Source organism: Mesorhizobium sp. WSM4816 (assembly GCF_055811535.1).
In genome coordinates this window covers 36,551-59,943 of the sequence record NZ_JBVVQR010000036.1, presented here as the reverse complement: position 1 = coordinate 59,943, position 23,393 = coordinate 36,551, and the positions used below count along the sequence as shown (strand labels likewise).

Sequence of the window (23,393 nt, the reverse complement as noted above, 5' to 3'; positions counted from 1 at the left end):
TGCCATGGCCGCCCCTCGCCTCAGAGCAAGGGCCGTTCTCTCTCCAAAGCTTTTTGCAGAACCTTCAGGACACTATCCGCGGCGGCTGCAGTCAGGAGGCACTGAGGAGCACCGGCGGCGACGGCCTGTTCTACTGCTTTGCCGTGAACTGAGCCGGCCCAACTAATGCAGGACATCACGCGGCTGTGGCGACCCACCGCGCCCGGCCGAGCTTTCGTCGGTTGCCCAGAATTGATAGGATCGCCCGACTCCCACAACAAGCGAGGAAATTTCCATGGCTTCGAGCGTAGCGCTGGTCTGGTATCTGGTGATTGCCGGCCCGCAAGGCGGCATGGTGGTGCTGCCCAGCACGTTCGACACTCGCGAACAGTGCGCCTTCGCCGTCACCGAATATCAGAAGCAGCCAACGCCGGCCGGCTGGTCGGTGCAGTGCGTGCCGAGCGCCTCGCCGTTCGCCGACGAGGGCGAAAGCGAGTAGCCGGCGGCGCGCGTTCAGCGCTGAGCGCTGACCGTCAGTTCCGGCCTCGTATTGATGGTCTGAAACACCACGCAATAGCGTTCGGTCAGCTTGAGCAGTGTGTCGACGCGCTCTTGTGGCTCGTCGCTGTCGAGGTTGAAATTCAGCCGGATGGCGCGGAAGCCGACCGGCGCATCTTTTGCCACGCCTAAGGTGCCGCGAAAATCGAGATCGCCTTCGGCCTCCACGGTGGCGGCGCCGAGTTTGAACTCCAACGCCGTCGCCACTGCCTTCAGCGTTACGCCAGCGCAAGCGACCAGCGCTTCCAGCAGCATGTCGCCCGAGCACAGTTCGAGCCCGGAACCGCCGGTAGCCGGATGCAGACCGGCAACGGCGAGCGCCCTGCCGGTCTCGACCTTGCAGGCGATCGACTGGTCGTCGACCGAGCCCTTGGCCCGAAGCGTGATCAGCGCGCGCGATGCGTCGTCGCGATACGCCTCCTTGAGCGGCGCCTGCATGGCCTTCAGTCCGGTGGTGTCCATGTCCAACCCTTTTCGGCAGTCATTTTCATCGCTCGTCACGATACTCGAATAGAACCGGTACGGCCTAAACCTTGATTTCACGACATTTGGATCGGAGTGACAAGCTGTCCAGACATTGCTGCGTCGTTAGACTTGATGCCTTTCATGCGGCGTGGGGCCGCCACGCGATGACGCCGTCCGTCCGCGCCCGCACCTCGGGTGAGGCCAGGCAGGTGGCGACGGCCTCGTAGCCGGGAGTGCCGGGGTACCGGGCGACGTACGTTGGCGGGCTGTGATTGGCGGGGCAGAGGATGATCGCTTCGTCGGTGCCGACAGCCGCCAGGTCGAGTATCGCGCAGGAGCGCGTGAGCAGAAAAAGCGGTCGACCGCCGGGGCCGCGGCGACGCAAATGGGCAATCAGGGCTTCTTGCGAGGCTTGATCCAGCCCCTGTTCGATCATGTCGACGACCAGGATGGCCGGACCTTCGGCTTCCAATCCGACGAGTAGAGCGATCATTGCGTCGGACACCGCGGCACCGTCCTCGACGAGCCAGGCCAGCGTCTGATCGACCCGCGACCTGAGAGCTGGGTCGGCGTCCACACGAGCCAGAGCCGCCGCACAGCCATTCGCCAGTCGATCCAAGCCAAGGAAGGCGGCGTCAGGCAATGTCTCGGCCAGGCGCTGAGCCAGCCGGGTCTTGCCACTGCCCAGCGGGCCGATGATGTAGTTCAGCGGTCGGATCTGTCCCAGTTCGAACCGCTCGCCTCCCCAAGGCCAGGGAAGGTCGAAAGCGACGCTGAGCGTAGCCTCTGGCGCCAGCAGGCGCGCCAGTTCCCCGGCGCTTGGCGCTTCGCCTCGAGCGAGGTCGTCCCGCAGGCTACCGATCTTCTCTATTACGCCGACAAGCTGGCGCAGCCGGCTCTCGAGTACTGCCTGGTGTGCGGCCAAGGCCGGCTCCATGCCCCGGGAGTCACCCTCCATCACCCGCGCCACCTGGGCTAGGCTGAAGCCAAGCGCGCGCAGGGCCGCGATCTCGGCGGCGCGGCTCATTTCGACAGGACCGTAGGCGCGCCATCCGGCCGCAGTGCGGATCGGAGCAATCAGGCCGCGCTGCTCATAAAGCCGCAGGGCCTTGGCCGACACCCCGAGCCGGCCGGCGGCTTCGGAAGCGTTCAGGAACTGGGCGGAAGAGTTCATGAATCACCTTGTTGCTGTTGACCGCCTTTCTATCGGGGCTGACCCTGGGGCCGAGTCAACAGGGATGTTCGCGGTCCGCAGGAGCCGTGGGAGAGACAAGATCACTTCGTGTCGAACTGACACATCGGCTTTGATGAGATGAATCGACTTGCAAAAGGCTATTTCCGCAGCGGCTGCAGGATACGGCAACCCCTGCTGACAGTACGATGTCAGGACAGGGCAGCATAGTCTGGTGACATGACCGGGTTCCCAACCATGCCTGACACCGCCGCCGAGCGCACCCTTGGCATCATCCTGGTTTCGGCGTCGGCAGCCGTCTTCGGCCTCACCGGCGTGCTAACCAAGTCGATCCATGCCGATCCGCTGACCATCACCTGCTGGCGGGGCTTCGTTGGGTCGATCCTGATCACCCTCTATGTGCTTTGGCGGCGCCGTCAATCCGGTGGGCGTGAAAGCCTGCGCCTCGGCTGGCGCGGCTGGCTGTTGGCGAGCGAGGGCGCGCTAGCCAGCATCGCCTTCATCTCGGCGTTCAAGTTCACCTTCGTCGCCAATGTTGCGATCCTCTACGCCACTGCGCCCTTCGTCACCGCGCTGCTTGCCTTCATTCTGGTTCGTGAGCGCTTTCGGCTGCAGACGCTTGCCGCCGCCGCCGTGTCGCTCAGCGGCGTGGCGATCATGGTCTGGTCCGGCTTCGGCACCGGCCATCTGTTCGGCGACGGGCTGGCGCTGCTTATGACAATCGGCAGCGCGCTCTACATGATCATGGTGCGCGCTTTCCGCGACACGCCGGTAGTGTGGGCCGGGGCGGTGTCGGCATTCCTTTTGTTCGTGCTCGGTTGGTTCGTCACCGATCCATTGGCCGTCTCGGCCAGGGACGCAGTGTTGCTCGTCGCCTTCGGCACGTCGTTCGCGCTGGCCTCTATTCTGTGGACGGAGGGCGTGCGGCTCATTCCGGCTGCCGAATCCGGCCTGCTGGGCTCGGCTGAAGTACCGTTCGCGATCCTGTTCGCCTTCCTGTTCCTGGCCGAGGTCCCGCCAGCCGCCAGCATGATCGGCGGCGCCATCGTGCTCTGCGCGGTGTTCGCCCATGGCGGGCGCGACTGGCAAGCGGCCAGGCAGCGCTCTGCCTGAGAAAAAATCTGCCCCCGAAAATAAAACTGCGGGTGCAAAATAAATTAGCAAGGTCATGGAACCATCACCAGGTTCAGGCATTGTTGGCTTTGACGGGTCATCCAAGTCCCCCCAAACCCCTCGGCCCGTCTAACCTATAGCCGATCGCAAGGTCGGCTTTTTCTTTTGCGAAATCAGCTCGGTGCGCCTGGCAAGGCAAGGTTGCCGCTGAACAGCGCAGCCAGATCCTGGGCCGGGGGCTCGGCATCCTGGCGCAGCCGGATGGCGAACTCGGCGATGGGAACCTGCGGCAGGCCAAACTCGCGCGGTGCCTCGACGATGCCGGAATGGGCAAACCGCGCCGTCCGCAGCGTCAGAGCAATGCCGGCATGCACCGCCGTGCGCAGCCCGGCCAGGCTGGCACTGCCGGCGGCGATGCGGTAGCGACGGCCTGCCCTGTCGAGTGCCGCGATCGCCGCTTCGCGAAAGCCGCAATGCGGATCGAGCAGCGCCAGCGGCAGTTCGTCCTGGTGTGTGGCCAAGCCTCTTTGCGAACAGAGCCACATCATCGGTTCGCGGAGCACGCCGATCTCGTCCGGCGCCGGAGCCTGTCGCATGGCGACCATCAGATCGAGGATGCCGGTTTGCAGTGCCTCGGCCAATTCTGCGGAGCGGCCGACGCGCAGTTCTATCCTGACGCGCGGATAGCTCGCGGCAAAGGCCCTGAGCAAATCCGGCAGCCCGCTGTCGGCGAAATCTTGTGTCGTGCCGATGGCCACGCGCCCATCGGCTCGCACGCCCTTGAGGGCCAGCCACGCTTCGCGATGCACAGCAAGGATGCGCCGCGCATGACCGACCAGATCCTCGCCCGCCGGCGTCAGGACGCGCCCTCTTCCCTGCGGCACCAGAAGTGGTTCGCCGACAATATCCTCAAGCCGCTGCATCTGCGTGGTCACCGCCGACGCCGAGCGCCCGACAAATGACGCCGCCTGCGCCAGCGAGCCGCTGTCGACGAAGGCGAGAAAGGTTTTAAGGAGGTCGGGGTCGAGCATAATTCGATAATATCAAAGTTTCTCCTGAAAACAATTCGATTTTCATAACGCAAGAGCGATGGCAAAGATTTCTGACGGCGGAGAGACGCCGCGTAACCCGAGGAGAGAAATTATGCCGATCATCAATGTCAGCGTCACAGGCAAGCCCGATGCCGTTTTGTCCGCCGCCATCGCCAGGCAGGTGACCGAACTGACCGCCACGCATTTGCGCAAGGATGCGACGATCACAGCGGTGGCCATTTCCTACCATGACCCCGAGCACTGGTTCGCCGGCGGCAAGTCGTTGGCCGAGCATGACGCCAACAGTTTCTGGCTCGACATCAAGGTGGTCGACGGCACCAACACCAAGCTCGAGCTGGAGGCCTATCTCAAGGCGCTCTTCCTTGGCTTTGGCAGCCTGCTGGGCAAGGTGCATGAGGAGAGCTATGCCTTCGTGCATGAAGTCCCGGCCGCCGCCTATGGCTATGGTGGCAAGACACAGGAATTCCGCTTCATCAGCGGGAGGCTGAAGGCGGCGTGAGCGGCCCCCATCAATCCAGGCTCATGCCGCAGGCGCTTTCTCTGCCGCAAGGAAACATAGACACCGCACTTTTCATGGCCGGCCAGGCCAGTAATGCGAAGGTACCGCACCTCCGCATTGACGTTGAGCCCACTTCGTCTAGGTTCTCATCGAAGCGGTCACGAAGAGCCGCGAGGTCAAAATCTGTTGGGAGAGACGCGGCATGATCCTGACACTGGCGCTGCTTGCGGGTATCGTCGCGGCCTGGCTGCTGATCGGCGTGGTGGAAAAATTCCGCCTCGGCCTGCGCTTCACGCAGGCGCTGCTCTATGTGCCGTTCAAGCTCGCCTACCGGATTGCCGATGATCGTATCAAGATCGCCCGCAGAACAGCCGCCCCGGTCATTTACGTCATTTCGCACCAGTCGCGCCTCGAACCGGCGCTGATGCTGTCACTGCTGCCGGAAGACACGCTGCACATCCTCGACGAGGTCTCGGCGCGATCGCCCTGGCTCGAACCATGGCGCGAGCTTGGCCGCACCATCGCTTTCAACGCCGAGCATGTCTTCGTCAGCCGCCGGCTGGTGCGGGTGCTGAAGGGCAAGGGCCGCCTTGCCGTCTATCTGCCGGATGCGGTCGAGCCTGACATCAAGACATTTCGCCTGTTTCGCGCCGTCACCCGCATCGCCATGCAGGCCGACGCCCGCATCGTGCCGATCTTCGTCGCCGGCGCGCGCACTCTGCCGGTATCGCTGACTGCGGCGGACAAGGCGCCCCGGCGCTGGTTTCCGCTCCTGTCGATCAGCGTGCTGGAGCCGATGACCATCGCCGAGCTGGTAGCGCGAAACCCTGATCAATCCTCGAACACCAATGCGCTGTTCGACCGTTTCGCCGAAGCCCGGCTTTTCGGCAGCGATCTTGACCGCGGCCTGTTCCTCGCCATGCGCGACGCCGCCGACCGAGTCGGCGCCTCGCATCCTATCGTCGAAGACGTGATCAGCGGCACGCTGAATTACAGAAAGCTGTTCATCGGCGCGCGGGTGCTGGGCCGCCGCTTCGAGGCGGTGACGGCGCCGAATGAAGCGGTTGGAGTGCTGCTGCCCAACGCCAACGGTGTCGTGCTGTCGCTCGTTGGCCTGTTGTCAGCGAGCCGGGTGGCGGCGATGATCAACTACACCGCAGGCCCGGCCAGCGTCACCGCCGCTGTGCGCACGGCGGAGATCCGCACCGTGGTCTCGTCGCGCGCCTTTGTCGACAAGGCCAGCCTCGCTGACATCGTCGCGGCGGTAGAAGAAGGCGGCGCCAGGCTGTTGTGGCTGGAGGATGTGCGGGCCAGCGTAACCGTGCTGGACAAGCTCGCCGCCGCCTTGCTGTGGCGCTGGCCGCTGCAGCCACAGAATGCGGCCAAACCAGCGGTGATCCTGTTCACCTCAGGCTCGGAAGGCACGCCGAAGGCGGTGGTCCTGTCGCACAGAAATCTTCTCGCCAACGCCATGCAGGCTGAGGCCCGCATCACCATCTCGCCGGCCGACATCCTGCTCAACGTGCTGCCGGTGTTCCACTCGTTCGGGCTCACCGGCGGCACCATCCTGCCGCTGGTCACCGGCGTGAAACTGTTCCTCTATCCCTCGCCGCTGCACTACAAGCTGATCCCCGAGGTCGCACGCAAGGCAGGGCCGACGGTCATGTTCGGCACCGACACGTTCCTCGCCAACTATGCGCGCACCGCCAAGAACGGCGATTTCTCCAGCCTGCGCTTCATCGTCGCCGGCGCCGAAGCGGTGAAACCGGAGACGCGCCGCGTCTACCGGGAGCGCTTCCAGGCCGAGATCATCGAAGGTTTCGGGCTGACCGAGGCAGCGCCCGTCGTTGCCGTCAACACCGCCATCCACGGCCGCGACGGCACCGTCGGGCGACTGTTGCCGGCCATGCGCATGAAGCTCGAGCCGGTCGAGGGCATCAGCGGCGCCGGACGGTTATTGCTCAAGGGGCCGAATTTGATGATGGGCTACATGACCTCAGATCGGCCCGGGGAATTGCAGCCGCTCGACGGCTGGCACGATACCGGCGACATCGTTTCTGTTGACCGCGAGGGCTTCATTACCATTCGCGGCCGGGCCAAGCGCTTCGCCAAGATCGCCGGCGAGATGGTGTCGCTGGGCGCGGTCGAGATGCTGGTGCAGTCGCTGTGGCCGGAAGAGCACCACGCTGTGGTGGCGGTGCCGGACAAGCGCCGCGGCGAGCGTATCGTGCTGGTCACCACCGCCGATGACGCCGACCCCGATGAATTGCGCAAATTCGGCAGACAAGCCGGCGCCGCCGATCTGATGGTGCCGAACGACATCATCAAGGTCGAGGAAATCCCGGTGCTGGGCTCTGGCAAGACCGACTACGTCTCGACCCGCAAACTGGCGATTGACCGACTGGGACTCAGCGCGGCGGCCTAGCGCCTAAAGCGCGTCGCGTCTGGAGGGATTTATGCGACGCGCTTTAAGTTCTTGCTTGAATGCATCTCGTTGTCCCAAAATCGCTGCGCAGGTTCGGGTCAGGCCCGAGGGCATGCTTTTGGGCGACATGCATTACATTAGAGGACCACCACCGACAACAGCAGGATGAACCCGACCGCCATCATCAGCAGGCCCGGCCAGTTCTGCGACAGGCCGAGGAAACCAAGGCCGCGCCGCCGCGGCTCAAGTGTCGGGCCTGGCGTTGCAAGATTTGGCGTCGAGCGGTCCGGCGCCGCGCGAGCAGGCGCCGGATCGCTGAGCCGCCCACGCCAAAGGGCTGCGCCGGCCATATACACAACGCCAGCGACAATGAGCAACGCGCCAATGAGGACGACAGCCATTTCTCCTCACTCTTCTTTAAGCTCCTGCGCCTGGGACAGCAGCTTCGAGGGCTGATAGCGAGGCGTTCGCGACGTCGCTCGCCTCGCCCGCTGAGACAGAACGGTCAAGACGCCGGCAGGTTCCCGCTAGAGCGGGATGCGTCCGACTTGAACTAAACTAATTGAACTATCAGCGAATTGGCGACAGATCTGTCAGCCGAAGTCCGAAGGCGGCACCTTCTCGCCTTCGCGCTTGGCGCGCCTGGAATAGGCGCGGATGCTGAGCGGCAGGAAGAGCAGATAGCCGGCAACCGACGCCGTCAGCGTGTACCAGGGATAGGTCATCAACAGCAGGATGTAGAGGACGACACCGAGGATGATCGGCAGCACCTTGTCGCCCGGGACTTTCAGGCTTTTTCCGGAATAGACCGGCAGCCGGCTGACCAGCAGGAAGGCTATCAGAACGGTGAAACCGGCGGCGATGAATGCGGCTGGGCGGGACGGCTCCACACCAAGCCGCAGGAAGTACAGGTAAAGCGGCAGCATCACCAGCACGGCGCCCGCCGGCGCCGGCACGCCGACGAAATACTCGGTCTGCCACTGCGGGCGATCAGTTTCTTCGTCGAGCACGTTGTAGCGAGCGAGTCTCAGCCCGCAGGCGATGGTGAACAGCAGCGCGGCAATCCAGCCCGGCGAGCCGGCCTGGTCGAGCAGGAAGGCATAGAGCACCAGCGCGGGTGCTACGCCGAAATTGACGATGTCGGCCAGCGAATCCATCTGCGCGCCGAATTTGGACGTCGCCTTCAGCATGCGTGCCAGACGGCCGTCGATGCCGTCGAGGAAGGCGGCCAGCAGCACCATCACCACTGCCGGCTCGAAACGGCCTTCGAAGCCGAAGCGGATGCCCGAGAGGCCGGCGCAGATGGCGAGCACTGTGACAAGATTGGGCAGCACCATGCGCATCGGAATTTCACGGATGCGCGGGCCGCCGCTGCCATGCGCCTCGAATTTTTTGAACGGCGCGCCCACGGCTCAGGACACCCGCACGAGCGGCGTTGCGGCAACGCCGCCGAATTCGGCCAGTATGGTTTCACCGCCGACCGCAGTCTGGCCGACGGCGACACGCGGCGTTGCGGTCGACGGCAGGAACACATCGACGCGCGAGCCGAAGCGGATCAGCCCGAAGCGCTCGCCGATGCCGATCGTGCCGCCGGTCTCGGCCCAGCAGACGATGCGCCGCGCCACCAGGCCGGCGATCTGCACCGCGGCCACCGTGCCGTTCGGGCTGTCGATGACCAGGCCATTGCGCTCGTTGTCGGCACTCGCCTTGTCAAGTGCGGCGTTGAGGAACTGGCCGGGCCGATGCTCTATCCTTGTGATGCGGCCGCGCACCGGAGCCCGGTTCACGTGGCAGGAGAAGACGTCCATGAACACCGAGATGCGGGTCATCTCGCCGCCCCCGAGGCCAAGTTCGCGCGGTGGCACTGCCGGACCGACCGCCGTGATGATGCCGTCGGCCGGGCTCACCACCAGCCGGTCGTCGACCGGCGTGACGCGCTCGGGATCGCGGAAGAAATAGACGCACCAGGCCGTCGCGATGAGGCAGACCCAGAACAGGATCGAAGAGAAATAGCCGAGGAAAAGCGTCACCGCTGCGAAGGCGGCGATAAACGGATAGCCTTCGCGATGGATCGGAACCAACGTTTTCTTGATCGTTTCGACGAGGTCCATGGAATGGAAACAGCCTAGTTTCAGGTCCGGCCTCAATAGCGGAAACACCCTGTGGCCGCAACGCGACAATGAGGGAACGCCGGATCCAGCGTTCTCGTCCGCATTAGCCGATCGCGGGCGTGGAAGGGTTCCAATGCGCCTGTCCAAAAAAGCATGACTGGTGTCGGGGCGAACCGGCCTCACGCGTCCTTGGAGATACGGGCCTTGTCAAAGCGCCCGCCGAACGAAAGCTGGAGGCAACAAAATGCTGTCACGGAAATCAGCAGCAAAGGAAGCGCGGGTCGTGATGAACGGTCTGGCGTTCGGCGAATCGCCGCGCTGGCATGATGGCAGGCTTTGGTTCTGCAACTGGGGAACCGGCCAGATCATCGCCGTCGATGCCGACGGCAACAGTGAGATCATGCTCACCGTGCCGGCCACCCTGCCCTATTCGGTCGACTGGCTGCCGGACGGTCGCCTGGTCGTCGTCTGCGGGCGTGAGGGGTTGGTGCTGCGGCAGGAAGCAGACGGGACGCTGGTCACCCACGCCGATCTGCGACACCTCTCAGGGAACCCCTGGAACGAGATCGTCGTCGACGGGCGCGGCAACATCTACGTCAATGGCGGTGGGCCAGCGCCGGTTCCCGGCAAGCATTTCGGCCCCGGCACCATCGTGCTGATTGCACCGGACGGGTCCGTGCGGCAGGTGGCGGACAAGATCGCCTTCGCCAATGGGATGGCGGTGTCGCCTGACAACAAGACGTTGATCGTCGCCGAGTCCCACGCCAACAGGCTGACCGCCTTCGACATCGCCGCCGATGGCGGCCTTGCCAACCGGCGGCGATGGGCCGACCTCGGCAACGGCTTTCCCGACGGCATCTGCCTCGATGCCGAAGGCGCCATCTGGTATGCCGACGTCCCCAACCGGCACTGCGTGCGGGTGCGCGAGGGCGGGGCGATGCTCGACAGCGTCGATGCCGATCGCGGCTGCTTTGCCTGCATGCTCGGCGGCGCCGACGGCAAGACGCTGTTCATCGTCGCCGCCGAATGGCGCGGCTTCGAGCACATGATCAGCGATGCGCGCACAGGCCAGGTGCTCAGCATCGAGGCTTCCGCGCCGGGCGCTGGCTGGCCGTAAGGGCTACGACACCTCGGAGGGGCGGCGGCGGACGACAACGCCGAACTCGTCGCGCTCGCGAGCAATGCGCAACCGCTCCTCGGCCTCGGTTGCCTCACGCTGGCGGTCCCACATCGACGCGTACAGGCCGGCCTTGCGCATCAAGGCGGCATGCGTGCCGCGCTCGGCAATCTGGCCGTCCTGCAGCACGATGATCTCGTCGGCCGAAATCACCGTCGACAGCCGGTGGGCGATGACGATGGTGGTGCGACCCTTGCTGACGAGGTCGAGTGCCGCCTGGATCTCCTGTTCGGTATGGCTGTCGAGAGCCGAGGTCGCCTCGTCGAGCATCAGGATCGGCGGCGCCTTCAAAATGGTGCGGGCGATTGCCACGCGCTGCTTCTCACCGCCGGACAGTTTCAGTCCGCGCTCCCCGACCATCGAACGGTAGCCGTCGGGCAGCCGCTCGATGAACGGCCCGATCTGGGCGAGTTCTGCCGCCTTGCGCACATCCTCCTCGCTGGCATCGACGCGGCCGTAGCGGATGTTGTAGGCGATGGTGTCGTTGAACAGCACGGTGTCCTGCGGCACCATGCCGATCGCCGCGCGCAAGCTCTCCTGAGTCACGTCGCGAATGTCCTGGCCGTCGATCAGAATCTTGCCGCCCTGGATGTCGTAAAAACGGAACAGCAGCCGCGAAATGGTCGACTTGCCGGCGCCCGATGGCCCGACAATGGCAACCGTCTTGCCGGCCGGCACTTCGAAGCTGACGCCTTTCAGGATCTTGCGGTTGGGATCGTAGGAAAACTGCACGTCGCGGAACTCGACCTTGCCGGAGCCGACGACCAGCGGCTTGGCCCCCGGCTTGTCGACGATCTCCTGCGGCACATCGAGCAGATCGAACATCTGCTCGATGTCGGTCAGGCCCTGGCGGATTTCGCGATAGATGAAGCCGATGAAGTTGAGTGGCACCGAAAGCTGGATCAGCATGGCGTTGATGAAGACGAAGTCGCCAACCGTCTGCGTGCCGGCCTGCACCTCCAGCGCCGAAAGGCACATGACGATAACCGTGCCGAGACCGAAGATGACGCCCTGGCCGAAGTTCAGCCAGCCGAGCGAGGTCCATATCCGGGTGGCGGCGGTCTCGTAGCGCGCCATCGAACGGTCGAAGCGCTCGGCTTCCATGCCCTCGTTGTTGAAATACTTGACCGTTTCGAAATTGAGCAGCGAGTCGATCGCCTTGGTGCTGGCATCGGTGTCGCTGTCGTTCATGTCGCGGCGAATGACGATGCGCCAGTCGCTCGCCCTGATGGTGAACCAGATATAGAGGCAGACCGTCACCGCCACCACAGCCACGTACTTCCAGCCATAGGTGACCGCGAATATGCCGGCTGTCAGCGCGAATTCGAGGATGGTCGGCAATGTGTTGAGCACGGTGAAGCGGACGATCGTCTCGATGCCCTTGGTGCCGCGCTCGATGATGCGCGACAGGCCGCCGGTGCGGCGCTCGAGATGGAAGCGCAGCGACAATTGATGCATGTGGACGAACGTGCGGAAGGCGAGCTGGCGCACCGCATATTGGCCGACGCGGGCAAACAGCGCGTCGCGCAGCTGGTTGAAACCGAGCTGCACCAGCCGCACGACATTGTAGGCGATGACCAGCATGACTGGCGCCAGCATGAAGGCCGGCAGCGGCGGCGCCGACTTGGCGTCACCAGCCAGCGCATCGGTCGCCCATTTGAAGAAGTAGGGACCCGCAACCAGCGTCAGCTTGGCGACGACCAGAAGCACGGTCGCCCACGCCACCCGCGCCCGCAGGTCGGCACGGTCGGCCGGCCACATATAGGGCCAAAGATTGCGCAATGTCTTGAAGGTCGAGCCAGAATCGGCGGAGACGGTTTTTTCGGCCATTTTATCGCCTTTTCGTATTTCTTATTGCTTGACCATGATCTTTACCGAAAACCGGCTTCCACTTTTCGCTGACGCGGCCTTCGTTCGGGATGATGGCCTAGCGGCGGGAGCAGCACGAATTGACCAGCGCGGCCAGCGATGCAGAAACATCTTCGAGCGCATCGCTGTCGACTTCATAGCGCGAGCGTTGCCGATCCGGCTGGTAGCGGACGAGCCCGGCATCGACCAGTATCTTCAGGTGCTGCGAAACGGTGGACTGCGCCAGGTCGAGATGGTCGACGACCTCGCGGCAGCAGCAGGAGCGGCTGGCCGAAAGGTGCCGGAGAATTTCGATCCGGGTCGGATGCGAAAGCGCGGCGAGCTTCGCGGCGACGATCTGGCTGTCGGCGAAGCCGCAGGTCTTCTCGGTCAAGGGAGCGTTCATCGTCTATCGGCGATAGACGATGAATGAACTTTCCGCAAGAGCCCGCTAGAGAAGAAAAGGATTTCTAGTTGGCCTTTGTCGGCGCCGTCGTCATCTGGTCGCCCATCGCCTTGAGGTTGGCGGCTTCGCCTTCCTGCGATTTTCCGGGGACCTTGAACACCTGCCCCGGCCAGATGCGGTCGGGATTCCTGATCTGATCCTGATTGGCGAGGTAGATGGTCGAGTAGCGAACGCCTTGGCCGTAGACGCGCCGCGAAATCCGCCACAGCGTATCGCGGCGGCGGATGATAACGGCGCTGTCGGCGTGTTCGAGCTTCGGCGCCGCGGTCTCGGGCACTCCGGTCGGGGGCGTCGCAGCCGCCATATCGGCTGGCGCCTCGGCCGCGGGCGCCGCAGGCGTGGTTGTCGGCGCGGCCGGCTTTGCCTCGGCAGGCGCCACGGCGGCGATCGACTCGCCCGGCTCGCGCTCGAACGGCACGGCGGCACGGGCCACCACCGTGACCCCGTCGGAATCGAGCGCGTCGACGTGGATCGTGTAGGTGCCGACCGGAATGTTGCGCGTCGCCTCGACCAGGAAATGGCCGTCGGGCGAAGTCTTCGCGTCGCCGAGCAAGATATCGTTGGCATAGGCGCGCACCTTGCGGCCGGGGTCGGCGAGGCCGGCGACGAAGATCTTGTTGCCGTCGATCTCGATCGCTTCGACGACGACCTTTGGCCCTGCAGCTGGTGTCGCCGGTGCGGCCGGCCCGCCCGGAGCGGGCGCGGGGACGGCTTCGACGGTGGCCGGCGCCGTGGCAGCCGGTGCGGCTGGGGCTGGTGCTGCGGCAGCGGGGTCCTCGGCAGCGGAGTCCTCGGAAGCCGGGGCGGCCGCCTTGTCGCCGGCAGGCGGCGATTCCGGCTTTGTCTCGGGTGTAGGAACGGTGAGCAATTCGGAGGCCTTGCCCGGCTCCTCGATCATCGCCAGCACCTGGCCAGCAGGACTCTTGGGAATCGAGACGATAGCCGTCTGCGCCGAGGGGGTCACGACATTGCCGGTCATCGAGCGCAGCGCGATCGTGTAATCGCCGGGTTTCAGCGCATCGTCGAGAACGATGGCAAAAGCGCCATCGGCACCGGCGACCGTCGAGCCGAGAACCGTCGAACCGTTGAGAATCTCGACCTTGGCGTTGGGTGCGGCTTTGCCGGCGACGACAATAGAGCCCTTGATCTCGACCCGAACGATGTCGAAAGTCGGCGCAATCGCATCGGCCGTGGCCGGCGCTGCCGGTGCCATCGCACCAGCGGCAGGCGCCGGCGGCGGCGGTGCATCGGTCACTGGTTCGGCCGGCGTCTCCACCGGCGGCGTCAGCGATGCCACTTCCGCCGGCGGCGTGCGAGCGAGATACGGATCGAGCGCGCCCGACACATAGGCGGTTCCCGCCGCGGCGACGGAGCCGCCGACGACGAACAAAAACGCCTTCAAAGGATTAATTGCCATATTTCCCTGCCCTTACCCACCTAATGCGGTCTAGCCTGTTTTGCCCAAGGCGACAAGAACAAGGGGGGCCGACAGGAAAAAGGGCCGACACGAATAAACGGGGCCGACAAGAAAAAACCCGCCCGGGCTTGACCGCGAATAAAGACCCAATCACCAATCATCTCATGAACACGATTCGATCCATCTGCGTCTATTGCGGCTCGTCGCCGGGCCGCGATGTAACCTATGCCAAGGCCGGACACCTGCTTGGGCGTTCGATCGCCAAGTCCGGCCTGCGTCTGATCTATGGCGGCGGCACCAGGGGCATCATGGGAGCCGTCGCCGAGGGCGCAATGCGGGCCGGCGGCAAGGTGACGGGGATCATTCCGCGCTTCCTGATCAACAGGGAGGCCACCGAAACCGCGCTTGACCGGCTTGACGAGCTCGTCATCACCGAAAACATGCACGAGCGCAAACATACGATGTTCGAGAAATCCGACGCGTTTGTGGCGCTTCCGGGGGGCATCGGCACTGTCGAGGAAATCATCGAGGTCATGACCTGGGGCCAGCTCGGCCATCATCGCAAGCCGATCGTCTTCGGCAACGTTGGAGGATTCTGGGACCCGATGCTGGCGCTGCTCGACCATATGATGGCCGAAGGCTTCATCCATACCGCGCAGCGGGTCAGGCCGCTGGTGGTCGACGATCCGGAAGCGATCGTCGCTGCCATCATGGTCGCGGGATCGTCGGTCGACGCACCGACCGAAGGCGTGCAGTCGGTGATCGACAAGCTTTAGGGGGTAGAGGAGTATGTAGTGCATGCCGCTCTTATGAGGCGCTGCCCTACTGCCCTACTGCCCTACTGCCCTACTGCCCTACTGCCCTACTGCCCTACTGCCCTACTGCCCTACTGCCCTACTGACCCGCCAGATGATATTGCCGACATCGTCGGCGACGAGCAGTGCGCCGCTCTGATCGATAGCAACGCCGACCGGACGGCCCATCGCCCTGCCGTCACGCCCGACGAAGCCAGCGAGCACATCTTTCGGGGGACCGCTCGGTTTACCACCGCGGAACGGCACGAAAATCACCTTGTAACCGCTGAGCACACTTCTGTTCCACGAGCCGTGCTGACCAACGAACGCGCCGTTGCCGTAGGCTGGGCCGAGCGACGCCCCTTTGGAGAAGGTCAGTCCCAGCGAGGCGGTATGGGAACCCAGAGCGTAGTCGGGCTTGACCGCCCTAGCCACGAGACCGGGGCGCTGCGGCTTGACGCGTTCGTCGACGTTCTGTCCGAAATAGCTGTAGGGCCAGCCGTAAAAAGCGCCGTCACGAACCGAGGTCATATAGTCCGGCACAAGATCGTCGCCGATCTCGTCACGCTCGTTCACGGCGACCCAAAGCTTGCCGGTTTCAGGGTTCCAGGAGAGCCCGTTCGGGTTGCGCAGCCCTGACGCGAAGACCCGGGTATGGCGGGTCGACCGGTCCACTTCAAGGACGGCGGCGCGGTTCTTCTCCGCGGCCATGCCGTTTTCTCCAACGTTACTGTTGGAGCCGACGGTGACATAGAGCTTGCGTCCATCCGGACTTGCGATCACATCCTTGGTCCAATGATGGTTGAGATCTCCGGCCGGTAAGTCGACGATCTTTTCCGGCGGCGTTGTGGCTCGGGTCTGGCCATTGGAGTAGGGGAAAGCGACAAGCGCGTCGGTGTTCGCTACATAGAGAATGCCTTTGGACAGCGTCATACCAAAGGGAGAATTGAGGCCTTCTGCGAACGTCCTGCGCACATCCGCAATGCCGTCGCCATTGGTGTCGCGCAGGAGCGTGATGCGGTTGGCGCTTTTGGTCGCGGCCCCGGCGCGCTTCATAGCCAGGTCCATAAAGACCTTTCTAAGGCTGAAGCCTTCGTCATGCTTGGCAGGGGCATTGGTTTCGGCAACCAGCACGTCCCCGTTCGGAAGCACGTGCAGCCAGCGCGAATGGTCGAGGCCGGTGGCGTAGGGGTTCACCGTCAGCCCGTTCGCCGGGGTCGGCATATCACCTTTCTGCCAGCCTTTCGCCTCGGCGATGTTGACGGTCGGGATCAGCGTCGGTCTTGGTTTCGGTAAGGTTGGGTTGGGGCCATAGCCGGTTATTGCCCCCGTTTTCTGCGCCGAAAAGCCAGCGCAGCCCGCAATGACGGCTCCCAATACCGCTATGAGTAGGCTTCGTGGGAAGCCGGCATGCATCGGACGTCCTCCGCATGGATTGCGTCGTGCCCTTTACGCAAACGCGAGACAACGACGTATTATTCCAAACTGGCTCCAAACAACGGCGTTGGTACGCCGCCTCGGATGACCGTCAAAACAGTCACACGAAAACGGTTCGCCCGTGCTAATAATCACAGTCTAGGTCGCCACCACGCGGCGTATTCGAGAGACTGGCGACGCGATCATGAACATCCCTCTCAATCCAGACGGCAGCGATCTGTCGCCTTACCTGCCGGACGAGCACGGGCTGTTCTTCGTCTATCACTTCACCGCCGAAGGCGCGAGAACCAAAGACGCGACCGCCACACACTGGACCTGGCGCAGCTACCAGCTTTCCGACATGCGCGCCCGCCACGAGATCGCCACCGAGCCGGCTTTGCCGCCGCCGGTGCGCGATGCCTTCCTGTCGGCCGGCCATGGCTGCCATATCGACCTCGAGGGCGACTGGCTGTACGGCGATTTGCCGGACCTGCGCCACGACTATTCGGCGGAGGCGCGCGGGCTTGGCCATTTCCGCTTCGCCTTCAACCACACGATGCTGATCGGCGGCCGCAAGCAACCGCTGCAATCGGTCGACAAGATCCGCAAGGCGATCGACAACGGATCGCGAAAGTTCCGCTCTCCGGCCGAACTGATCGAGGCTGTCATGGGCCAGTCGCTCGACGGCATGACGACGGAACTCGCTGGCCTTGGCGACACGCTCGATGGCATCGAGGACCGCATCGTCTGCGATGCATGGCACAATGAGCGGCAGGCGCTGGTCGATGCGCGCCGGCAACTGGTGGTGATCCATCGGCAGATGGCGACGCTGACCAGCCTGTTCCGCCATCTCGACCATTCGCATCGCAATGACCTGCCGGACGCGATCAACGACATGGCGGCACGGCTTTCGCACCGCGCCCATACGTTGCATCATGACGGCGAGCAATTGCAGGCCCGCGCCCGGCTCTTGCAGGACGAGCTGATGGCCAAGCTGACGACGCAGTCGAACCAGTTGCTTTACATGCTGTCGGTGATGACCGCGGTGCTGTTGCCGATGACGATCGTCTCAGGCCTGTTCGGCATGAATGTCGGCGGGCTGCCGCTGGTCGATACGCCGGTGGGCTTTTGGGTGGCGTCGGCGATATCGCTCGCCGTCGCGGTGGTCGTCTATCTGTTCGTTAGGCGGCTGGGGCGCGGGATGTAGCGGCAACCGTTACAAGGTCGCGCGAAAATCCTCGATGACAGTGCCGGCAGCGCGCGCCTCCGCTTCGTGGTTCGGCTCGCGCCACTCCTCGGCAAGGGCTGCCGTGTACCATTCGCGCATCGCCGGCAGAGCCAGCAATCGCGCCGGATAGGTGGCAGCTGCGCCCTCGAAGGACAGTCCGTAGGACTGAACCCTAAACGCCACCGGGGCAAAGAAGGCGTCAACGGCAGTGAAGTGATCGCCAGCCAGGAACGGTCCGCCGAAGCGGCGAAGCCCGTCGTCCCAGAGATCGCCGAGGCGAAAAAGGTCGTGCTTCAGCGCATCCGACATCGGCACCGGCGCGACGCGGACACCGCAGTTCATCGGACAGGAGCCGCGCAAGGCGGTGAAGCTCGAATGCATTTCGGCCGCTGCCGACCGCGCCCAGGCTCGCGCCTTCGGCTCGGCAGGCCAGACGCCAGCGTGGCGCTCGGCCAGGTATTCGGTGATGGCGAGCGAATCCCAAACTGCCCAGCCGTCGTCAATCAGGCACGGTACGAGGCCACTGGGCGAGAACGGCCGGTAGAGGCTCCAACTCGATCCGGTCGGAAACGGTGTCAGCCGCTCCTCGAAGGCGACGTCCAATGTCCGCATCAGCACCCATGGCCGCAGCGACCACGAGGAATAGTTCTTGTTTGCTATGTGCAGAACGTACATCGAAAATCCTCGCTCTAACGCATTGCCGGCCGGATCTCGCGGCCGCGGAACATCGACCAGGAATAGACCGCCAGCGCCGACCAGATCAGGCCGAAGGCGATGGCCTGGGTGCTGCCGAAGGGTTCGCCGAAAATCAGCACGGCGATCAGGAACACAATGGTCGGCGCGATATACTGCATGATGCCGATGGTGGAGAGACGCAGCAGCTTTGCCCCGAAGCCAAACAGCAGCAGCGGTATGGCGGTGACCGGGCCGCAGCCGATCAGCAGTGCGGTATCGTTCAGGGAACTGGAGACGAAATGGTCCTGCCCGGTGACGATGAGGAAGATGATGTAGCCGAGGGCCGGCACCGACAGCAAAAGCACTTCAAGCAAGAAACCCTGGCTGGGACCGATCGGCAGCGTCTTGCGGAAGAAGGCGTAAGCGGCGAAGGAAAACGCCAGCACCAGCGACACCCAGGGCAGCTTGCCGGCGTCGATCGTCAGCACCGCGACCGCGATGGCCGCCAGCACCACCGCCGCGATTTGCAGCCGGTCGAGCCGTTCGCTGAGCAGCAGCGCGCCGACGACGACGCTGACAAGCGGGTTGATGTAGTAGCCAAGCGCGGTCTCGATAGTACGGTCGACGGCGATGGCCCAGACATAGATGCCCCAGTTGACCGAAATCAGCGCCGCCGTCAGCGCCGCCATGGAAATGATGCGCGGCGAACGCAACGCCGCTTTGAAATCCGCCGTGCGGCCGGCCCAGATCAAAACGGCCGCCGCGATGGGCACCGACCAGACGATGCGGTGCGCGATGACTTCGGCCAGCGGCAGATGTGCGACCGCCTTCATATAGAAGGGCAGCAACCCCCACAGGAGATAGGCGCCCAGCGCCAGCAGGAATCCACGCCGGGCCTTTGAGTCTGCTTCGAGCTGAATTGCATCCATGGCCATGGCCCGACGCTATGCGCCAGCCGCCGGGCCAAGACCATCGCAAAGTTCTGATGGATCAATGGACTTTCGCTGATGGTTCAATCCTACTCCGCCGCGACCAGCCCGGCCATCTCGCGGTTCTTCATCAGCTTGTAGACGATCGAATCCATCAGCGCCTGGAATGAAGCGTCGATGATGTTTTCTGAGACGCCGACCGTCCACCAGCGGGCGCCGGTTGCATCGTGCGATTCGATCAGCACACGCGTGATCGCCTCGGTGCCGCCATTGAGGATACGCACCTTGAAGTCGGCAAGCTCGAGGTCGGCGATCTCGTTCTGGAATTTTCCAAGATCCTTGCGCAGCGCGATGTCGAGTGCGTTGACCGGACCGTGCCCTTCCGCCACCGACATCTTCTCCTCGCCATCGACCAGCACCTTGACGATCGCCTCTGAGACCGTCTTCAGCTGGCCATTGGCGTCGAAGCGGCGCTCGACCATGCAGCGGAACGAGGTGACGCTGAAGAATTCCGGCAGGCCGTGCAGCATCTTGCGCGCCAGCAGCTCGAAGCTGGCATCCGCGCCTTCATAGGCATAGCCCTCGGCCTCGCGCTCCTTGACCACTGATATCAGCGCGTCCAGCCGGTGATCGTCTTTCGGCATTTCGATGCCGCGCCGTTTCAACTCGGCGAGGAAATTGGCCTTGCCGCCTTGGTCCGAGACCATGACCCGGCGGCGGTTGCCGACCGCTTCCGGCGGCACATGCTCGTAAGTGGCCGGCTCCTTGGCCAGCGCCGAGGCATGGATGCCGGCCTTGGTGGCGAAGGCGGAAGCGCCGACATAGGGCGCCTGCGCTTCCGGCGCGCGGTTCAGCAATTCGTCGAAGGCGCGGGACAGGCGCGATATGCCGGCCAATGCTTCGGCCGAGATGCCTGTCTCGAAGCGGTTGGAAAAGGCCGGCTTCAGCGCCAGCGTCGGCACGATCGAGATCAGATTGGCGTTGCCGCAGCGCTCGCCGATGCCGTTCAGCGTGCCCTGGATCTGGCGCACGCCGGCCTCGACGGCGGCCAGCGAATTTGCCACCGCCTGGCCGGTGTCGTCATGGGCATGGATGCCGAGATGGTCGCCCGGTATGCCTGCCTCGATGATCTTCTCGACGATGGCGCGCACTTCCGACGGCTGCGTGCCGCCATTGGTGTCGCACAGCACCACCCAGCGCGCGCCGGCGTCGTAAGCGGTCCTGGCGCAAGCCAGCGCATAATCGGGATTGGCCTTGAAGCCGTCGAAGAAATGCTCGCAGTCGACCAGTGCTTCCTTCCTGGCAGCAACCGCCGCCTCGACCGACGCCTTGATCGCCTCGAGGTTTTCTTCGTTGGTGCAGCCCAGCGCGACGCGGACGTGGTAGTCCCAGCTCTTGGCGACAAAGCAGATGGCGTCCGACTTCGACTGGACCAGTGCGGCAAGGCCTGGATCGTTCGAGGTCGACACCCCGGCCCGCTTGGTCATGCCGAAGGCGACGAATTTGGCGGTTGCCGTGCGGTGCTTGGCAAAGAAGGCGGTGTCGGTCGGGTTGGCACCGGGATAGCCGCCTTCGATATAGTCGACGCCGAACGCGTCAAGCAGCCCGGCAATGGCGATCTTGTCCTCGACCGAAAAGTCGATGCCTGGCGTCTGCTGGCCATCGCGCAGTGTGGTGTCGAAGAGATAGAGGCGCTCGCGGCCCATGATCATTTCCCCGCAAACTTATCCGTCGCCCGGATCAGCCGGTCGAGGATGCCCGGCTCCGAATAGGCATGGCCGGCGCCCTCGACCAAGTGGAAGTCCGCCTTCGGCCACGCCTTGTGCAGCGCCCAGGCGTAGCGCGCCGGGCACGGCATGTCGTAGCGGCCATGGACGATGGTGCCGGGGACGTCCTTCAACTTGAAGGCATCACGCAGCAGTTGCCCTTCCTCAAGCCAGCCAGCATGGACGAAATAATGGTTCTCGATGCGGGCGAAGGCCACGGCGTAATCGTCTTCGCCAAACCGGCTGCTGGTTTCCGGATCGGGCAACAGCGTGATCGTCTCGCCTTCCCACAGGCTCCAGGCGCGGGCGGCCTCGACCTGTGCCTTGCGGTCGCTGCCGACCAGCCGCTTGCGATAGGCGGCCATCATGTCGCCGCGCTCGCCCTCGGGGATCGGCGCCAGGAAGCGCTCCCATTTGTCGGGGAACATTTCCGAGACGCCGAACTGGTAATACCATTCGAGCTCCGCGCGCGTCAGCGTGTAGATGCCGCGCACGACCAGGTCGCTGACCCGCTCGGGATGCGTCTCGGCATAGGCCAGCGCCAGCGTCGACCCCCACGAGCCGCCGAACACCAGCCATTTGTCGAAGCCGCACATGTCGCGCAGGCGCTCGATGTCGGCGATCAGATGCCAGGTGGTATTGGCCTCGAGCGAGGCGTTGGGCGTCGACTTCCCGCAGCCGCGCTGGTCGAACAGGATGACATCGTAAAGCTTCGGATCGAACAGCCGTCGGTGCTTCGGCGAAATGGTGCCGCCCGGTCCGCCATGCAGGAACACGGCCGGCTTGGCGCCCCTGGTGCCGGAACGCTCCCAATAGACCTGATGGCCATCGCCGACATCGAGCATGCCTGAGTCGAAGGCCTCGATCTCCGGATAGAGGCTGCGCAGGTCATTGCTCATAATTTCAGGCCCTGCTGCGGCCAATTGGCAGTCTCATGATCCGGATGCTGGAAGGAGATGATCGATTCCTGCCTTGTGTAGTAGTCAGGATCGTCATGGACCGGCGCGTCGAAGATCTTCTCCACCCAAGGCAGCCGGGCGGCGTAGTTGACCTGGATCTGCGGTGAGAGGTCGGAGCGATCGTCAAATGCGCCGATGGCGATCTCGAGCCCGCCAGGCTGCCTGTAGGTCAACGGCGTGCCGCAGCGGCTGCAAAAGCCGCGGTCGATGTTGACCGACGACTGGAAATAGCTCGGCTCCTCGCGCACCCATTCGACACCGTCCTTCGGCACCGTCACCAGCGCGCCGAAGAAGGAACCGAACTGTTTCTGGCACATGCGACAATGGCAGATGGAAGGGCGTCCAAGCGCCCCACGAATGCGGAAACGCACGGCGCCGCACTGGCAGCCGCCGGTTCGAACGGTTTCGGTCATGATCTTTCCTCCGGCGGCCATTGATCGGTGTCGTGGTCGGGGTGCTGGTAAGAGACGAGATCGGCGAGATAGGAGGACGACGAAACATCGGCCATCGTGTCCTCGCCAGGCAGTTCGTGGATGTGATCGACATAGGGGAGTTTTGCTTCGGTGCCCCACTGGATGGTCGGCGCGATCTCCTCCGCATGGTCGAAGGCCGCGATGGCGAGTGCGATGCCGTCGGGCGCCTCGAAAGTCAGCGGCGTGCCGCAATCGGGGCAAAAACCGCGCCAGGCGGCGTTGGAGGAACGAAAGCGTTTGGGCGCGCCGCGCGTCCAGTCGAGTTTTGCGCCACGCACCGACACCAGCGGCAGGTAGAAATTGCCGCTTGCTTTCTGGCACATGCGACAATGACAGACGGAGGCGTCGCCCAGCGCGCCTTCGACACGGAAACGCACGGCGCCGCACTGGCAGCCGCCTGTGTAGACCGGTCTGTTATCCAGGCTCATCACTTCACTCCGGGGCATGGCAGACGGCTTCGACATTGTTGCCGTCGGGATCGAAGACAAAGGCGCCATAGTAGTTCGCGTGATAGTGCGGACGAAGGCCCGGCCCACCATTATCCTTGCCGCCGGCGGCGATGGCGGCGGCGTGGAAGGCATCGACTTCAGCGCGGCTGCGCGCGGTGAAGGCGACATGCTGGCGGTCCTTCGGCTTGTCCTTGCCTTGATGAAGCCAGAACACCGGCCGGTCGCGGCCATAGCCGCCGACCATGGCGCCACCGGTGTATTCCTGCGGCACCATGTAGAGCAGCGAGGCACCGAGCGGCGCCATCGCCCTGTCGAAGAAAGCTTTCGACACGTCGAAATCGGAAACGGTGATGCCAAGATGGTCGATCATCCTTTTACCTCCCTTGCTTCAATCGCCAACGT

General features: G+C 64.0%; 24 protein-coding genes. 7 read left to right on the top strand and 17 right to left on the bottom strand.

Translation table 11 applies throughout. The features are described 5' to 3' along the window. Positions 1 to 274 precede the first annotated feature (274 nt). Positions 275 to 478 (top strand): hypothetical protein, encoded by a 204-nt coding sequence (locus AC0L3H_RS27150; RefSeq protein ID WP_027152685.1) that lies wholly within the window; start codon positions 275 to 277, stop codon positions 476 to 478. 14 nt (positions 479 to 492) lie between these two features. Here AC0L3H_RS27150 and AC0L3H_RS27145 read toward each other — a convergent pair whose 3' ends face one another. Both AC0L3H_RS27145 and AC0L3H_RS27140 read right to left on the bottom strand, forming a co-directional pair. Further along, complete coding sequence (locus AC0L3H_RS27145; protein ID WP_128247654.1) at positions 493 to 999, bottom strand: OsmC family protein; 507 nt, start codon at positions 997 to 999, stop codon at positions 493 to 495. 142 nt (positions 1,000 to 1,141) lie between these two features. Next, positions 1,142 to 2,176 (bottom strand): MerR family transcriptional regulator, encoded by a 1,035-nt coding sequence (locus AC0L3H_RS27140; protein WP_473587500.1) that lies wholly within the window; start codon positions 2,174 to 2,176, stop codon positions 1,142 to 1,144. Positions 2,177 to 2,431: 255 nt separating this feature from the next. Between AC0L3H_RS27140 and AC0L3H_RS27135 the strand changes: the two genes are divergently transcribed. Beyond that, positions 2,432 to 3,307, top strand: a complete 876-nt coding sequence (locus AC0L3H_RS27135; protein WP_473587499.1) for a DMT family transporter — start codon at positions 2,432 to 2,434, stop codon at positions 3,305 to 3,307. Positions 3,308 to 3,480: 173 nt separating this feature from the next. Here the strand turns inward: AC0L3H_RS27135 and AC0L3H_RS27130 are convergent, their stop codons facing one another. After that, complete coding sequence (locus AC0L3H_RS27130) at positions 3,481 to 4,338, bottom strand: LysR substrate-binding domain-containing protein (protein WP_473520003.1); 858 nt, start codon at positions 4,336 to 4,338, stop codon at positions 3,481 to 3,483. 112 nt (positions 4,339 to 4,450) lie between these two features. Here AC0L3H_RS27130 and AC0L3H_RS27125 point away from each other — a divergent pair, with 112 nt between their 5' ends. After that, positions 4,451 to 4,858 carry a tautomerase family protein gene (locus AC0L3H_RS27125; RefSeq protein WP_023800724.1) on the top strand — a complete coding sequence of 136 codons (408 nt, stop codon included), beginning with the start codon at positions 4,451 to 4,453 and terminating at the stop codon, positions 4,856 to 4,858. 202 nt (positions 4,859 to 5,060) lie between these two features. Beyond that, positions 5,061 to 7,283: an AMP-binding protein gene (locus AC0L3H_RS27120; protein WP_473587498.1), complete on the top strand. Its 2,223-nt coding sequence runs from the start codon at positions 5,061 to 5,063 to the stop codon at positions 7,281 to 7,283. Positions 7,284 to 7,420: 137 nt separating this feature from the next. Here AC0L3H_RS27120 and AC0L3H_RS27115 read toward each other — a convergent pair whose 3' ends face one another. The 3 genes from AC0L3H_RS27115 to AC0L3H_RS27105 all read right to left on the bottom strand — a co-directional run bounded on the left by AC0L3H_RS27115 (position 7,421) and on the right by AC0L3H_RS27105 (position 9,394). Continuing rightward, a complete protein-coding gene (locus AC0L3H_RS27115; protein ID WP_023800726.1) occupies positions 7,421 to 7,684 on the bottom strand; it encodes a hypothetical protein in 264 nt (87 codons plus the stop codon). A gap of 192 nt (positions 7,685 to 7,876) precedes the next feature. Beyond that, a complete protein-coding gene (locus AC0L3H_RS27110) occupies positions 7,877 to 8,692 on the bottom strand; it encodes a CDP-alcohol phosphatidyltransferase family protein (RefSeq protein WP_023800727.1) in 816 nt (271 codons plus the stop codon). A gap of 3 nt (positions 8,693 to 8,695) precedes the next feature. Continuing rightward, positions 8,696 to 9,394 carry a phosphatidylserine decarboxylase gene (locus AC0L3H_RS27105; protein WP_473587497.1) on the bottom strand — a complete coding sequence of 233 codons (699 nt, stop codon included), beginning with the start codon at positions 9,392 to 9,394 and terminating at the stop codon, positions 8,696 to 8,698. A gap of 244 nt (positions 9,395 to 9,638) precedes the next feature. Here AC0L3H_RS27105 and AC0L3H_RS27100 point away from each other — a divergent pair, with 244 nt between their 5' ends. Then, positions 9,639 to 10,511, top strand: a complete 873-nt coding sequence (locus tag AC0L3H_RS27100) for an SMP-30/gluconolactonase/LRE family protein (RefSeq protein ID WP_473509990.1) — start codon at positions 9,639 to 9,641, stop codon at positions 10,509 to 10,511. Positions 10,512 to 10,514: 3 nt separating this feature from the next. Here AC0L3H_RS27100 and AC0L3H_RS27095 read toward each other — a convergent pair whose 3' ends face one another. The 3 genes from AC0L3H_RS27095 to AC0L3H_RS27085 form a co-directional block, all read right to left on the bottom strand. Beyond that, positions 10,515 to 12,401, bottom strand: a complete 1,887-nt coding sequence (locus tag AC0L3H_RS27095; protein WP_473509988.1) for an ABCB family ABC transporter ATP-binding protein/permease — start codon at positions 12,399 to 12,401, stop codon at positions 10,515 to 10,517. A 97-nt stretch (positions 12,402 to 12,498) separates the two neighbouring features. Further along, on the bottom strand, positions 12,499 to 12,825 hold the full coding sequence (locus AC0L3H_RS27090) for an ArsR/SmtB family transcription factor (RefSeq protein WP_473509986.1): 327 nt from the start codon (positions 12,823 to 12,825) through the stop codon (positions 12,499 to 12,501). Between the two features lie 64 nt (positions 12,826 to 12,889). Further along, positions 12,890 to 14,302 carry an Ig-like domain-containing protein gene (locus tag AC0L3H_RS27085; protein ID WP_473587496.1) on the bottom strand — a complete coding sequence of 471 codons (1,413 nt, stop codon included), beginning with the start codon at positions 14,300 to 14,302 and terminating at the stop codon, positions 12,890 to 12,892. A gap of 164 nt (positions 14,303 to 14,466) precedes the next feature. Between AC0L3H_RS27085 and AC0L3H_RS27080 the strand changes: the two genes are divergently transcribed. Further along, positions 14,467 to 15,078, top strand: a complete 612-nt coding sequence (locus tag AC0L3H_RS27080; protein WP_473587495.1) for an LOG family protein — start codon at positions 14,467 to 14,469, stop codon at positions 15,076 to 15,078. A gap of 102 nt (positions 15,079 to 15,180) precedes the next feature. Here the strand turns inward: AC0L3H_RS27080 and AC0L3H_RS27075 are convergent, their stop codons facing one another. Further along, positions 15,181 to 16,512, bottom strand: a complete 1,332-nt coding sequence (locus AC0L3H_RS27075) for a PQQ-dependent sugar dehydrogenase (RefSeq protein WP_473587494.1) — start codon at positions 16,510 to 16,512, stop codon at positions 15,181 to 15,183. A 205-nt stretch (positions 16,513 to 16,717) separates the two neighbouring features. Between AC0L3H_RS27075 and AC0L3H_RS27070 the strand changes: the two genes are divergently transcribed. After that, positions 16,718 to 17,719 carry a transporter gene (locus AC0L3H_RS27070; RefSeq protein WP_473587493.1) on the top strand — a complete coding sequence of 334 codons (1,002 nt, stop codon included), beginning with the start codon at positions 16,718 to 16,720 and terminating at the stop codon, positions 17,717 to 17,719. Positions 17,720 to 17,728: 9 nt separating this feature from the next. On the opposite strand, the gene AC0L3H_RS27065 is transcribed toward AC0L3H_RS27070, so the two are convergent. The 7 genes from AC0L3H_RS27065 to AC0L3H_RS27035 form a co-directional block, all read right to left on the bottom strand. Further along, entirely contained in the window at positions 17,729 to 18,415 is a 687-nt protein-coding gene (locus AC0L3H_RS27065) for a glutathione S-transferase family protein (protein WP_473587491.1), read from the bottom strand. Positions 18,416 to 18,429: 14 nt separating this feature from the next. Further along, positions 18,430 to 19,350 (bottom strand): EamA family transporter RarD, encoded by a 921-nt coding sequence (gene rarD, locus AC0L3H_RS27060; RefSeq protein WP_473587490.1) that lies wholly within the window; start codon positions 19,348 to 19,350, stop codon positions 18,430 to 18,432. An 83-nt stretch (positions 19,351 to 19,433) separates the two neighbouring features. Beyond that, positions 19,434 to 21,050: a citramalate synthase gene (gene cimA, locus AC0L3H_RS27055; protein ID WP_473587489.1), complete on the bottom strand. Its 1,617-nt coding sequence runs from the start codon at positions 21,048 to 21,050 to the stop codon at positions 19,434 to 19,436. A 2-nt stretch (positions 21,051 to 21,052) separates the two neighbouring features. Further along, positions 21,053 to 22,009: a prolyl aminopeptidase gene (pip, locus tag AC0L3H_RS27050; RefSeq protein ID WP_473587488.1), complete on the bottom strand. Its 957-nt coding sequence runs from the start codon at positions 22,007 to 22,009 to the stop codon at positions 21,053 to 21,055. After that, positions 22,006 to 22,482, bottom strand: a complete 477-nt coding sequence (locus AC0L3H_RS27045) for a GFA family protein (protein WP_473492290.1) — start codon at positions 22,480 to 22,482, stop codon at positions 22,006 to 22,008. The genes pip and AC0L3H_RS27045 overlap by 4 nt, the downstream gene beginning before the upstream one ends. Further along, the gene (locus tag AC0L3H_RS27040) at positions 22,479 to 22,970 is read right to left on the bottom strand and encodes a GFA family protein (RefSeq protein ID WP_473587487.1); all 492 of its coding nucleotides are present in this window, start codon (positions 22,968 to 22,970) and stop codon (positions 22,479 to 22,481) included. The genes AC0L3H_RS27045 and AC0L3H_RS27040 overlap by 4 nt, the downstream gene beginning before the upstream one ends. 4 nt (positions 22,971 to 22,974) lie before the next feature. Then, on the bottom strand, positions 22,975 to 23,361 hold the full coding sequence (locus AC0L3H_RS27035) for a VOC family protein (protein WP_473587486.1): 387 nt from the start codon (positions 23,359 to 23,361) through the stop codon (positions 22,975 to 22,977). Positions 23,362 to 23,393 lie beyond the last annotated feature (32 nt).

Excerpts from the sequence above, each read along its gene's own strand:
- AC0L3H_RS27150 (WP_027152685.1), top strand. The coding sequence starts at position 275 with ATGGCTTCGAGCGTAGCGCTGGTCTGGTATCTGGTGATTGCCGGCCCG.
- AC0L3H_RS27145 (WP_128247654.1), bottom strand. The coding sequence starts at position 999 with ATGGACACCACCGGACTGAAGGCCATGCAGGCGCCGCTCAAGGAGGCG.
- AC0L3H_RS27140 (WP_473587500.1), bottom strand. The coding sequence starts at position 2,176 with ATGAACTCTTCCGCCCAGTTCCTGAACGCTTCCGAAGCCGCCGGCCGG.
- AC0L3H_RS27135 (WP_473587499.1), top strand. The coding sequence starts at position 2,432 with ATGCCTGACACCGCCGCCGAGCGCACCCTTGGCATCATCCTGGTTTCG.
- AC0L3H_RS27130 (WP_473520003.1), bottom strand. The coding sequence starts at position 4,338 with ATGCTCGACCCCGACCTCCTTAAAACCTTTCTCGCCTTCGTCGACAGC.
- AC0L3H_RS27125 (WP_023800724.1), top strand. The coding sequence starts at position 4,451 with ATGCCGATCATCAATGTCAGCGTCACAGGCAAGCCCGATGCCGTTTTG.
- AC0L3H_RS27120 (WP_473587498.1), top strand. The coding sequence starts at position 5,061 with ATGATCCTGACACTGGCGCTGCTTGCGGGTATCGTCGCGGCCTGGCTG.
- AC0L3H_RS27115 (WP_023800726.1), bottom strand. The coding sequence starts at position 7,684 with ATGGCTGTCGTCCTCATTGGCGCGTTGCTCATTGTCGCTGGCGTTGTG.
- AC0L3H_RS27105 (WP_473587497.1), bottom strand. The coding sequence starts at position 9,394 with ATGGACCTCGTCGAAACGATCAAGAAAACGTTGGTTCCGATCCATCGC.
- AC0L3H_RS27100 (WP_473509990.1), top strand. The coding sequence starts at position 9,639 with ATGCTGTCACGGAAATCAGCAGCAAAGGAAGCGCGGGTCGTGATGAAC.
- AC0L3H_RS27095 (WP_473509988.1), bottom strand. The coding sequence starts at position 12,401 with ATGGCCGAAAAAACCGTCTCCGCCGATTCTGGCTCGACCTTCAAGACA.
- AC0L3H_RS27090 (WP_473509986.1), bottom strand. The coding sequence starts at position 12,825 with ATGAACGCTCCCTTGACCGAGAAGACCTGCGGCTTCGCCGACAGCCAG.
- AC0L3H_RS27085 (WP_473587496.1), bottom strand. The coding sequence starts at position 14,302 with ATGGCAATTAATCCTTTGAAGGCGTTTTTGTTCGTCGTCGGCGGCTCC.
- AC0L3H_RS27080 (WP_473587495.1), top strand. The coding sequence starts at position 14,467 with ATGAACACGATTCGATCCATCTGCGTCTATTGCGGCTCGTCGCCGGGC.
- AC0L3H_RS27075 (WP_473587494.1), bottom strand. The coding sequence starts at position 16,512 with ATGCATGCCGGCTTCCCACGAAGCCTACTCATAGCGGTATTGGGAGCC.
- AC0L3H_RS27070 (WP_473587493.1), top strand. The coding sequence starts at position 16,718 with ATGAACATCCCTCTCAATCCAGACGGCAGCGATCTGTCGCCTTACCTG.
- AC0L3H_RS27065 (WP_473587491.1), bottom strand. The coding sequence starts at position 18,415 with ATGTACGTTCTGCACATAGCAAACAAGAACTATTCCTCGTGGTCGCTG.
- rarD (WP_473587490.1), bottom strand. The coding sequence starts at position 19,350 with ATGGCCATGGATGCAATTCAGCTCGAAGCAGACTCAAAGGCCCGGCGT.
- cimA (WP_473587489.1), bottom strand. The coding sequence starts at position 21,050 with ATGGGCCGCGAGCGCCTCTATCTCTTCGACACCACACTGCGCGATGGC.
- pip (WP_473587488.1), bottom strand. The coding sequence starts at position 22,009 with ATGAGCAATGACCTGCGCAGCCTCTATCCGGAGATCGAGGCCTTCGAC.
- AC0L3H_RS27045 (WP_473492290.1), bottom strand. The coding sequence starts at position 22,482 with ATGACCGAAACCGTTCGAACCGGCGGCTGCCAGTGCGGCGCCGTGCGT.
- AC0L3H_RS27040 (WP_473587487.1), bottom strand. The coding sequence starts at position 22,970 with ATGAGCCTGGATAACAGACCGGTCTACACAGGCGGCTGCCAGTGCGGC.
- AC0L3H_RS27035 (WP_473587486.1), bottom strand. The coding sequence starts at position 23,361 with ATGATCGACCATCTTGGCATCACCGTTTCCGATTTCGACGTGTCGAAA.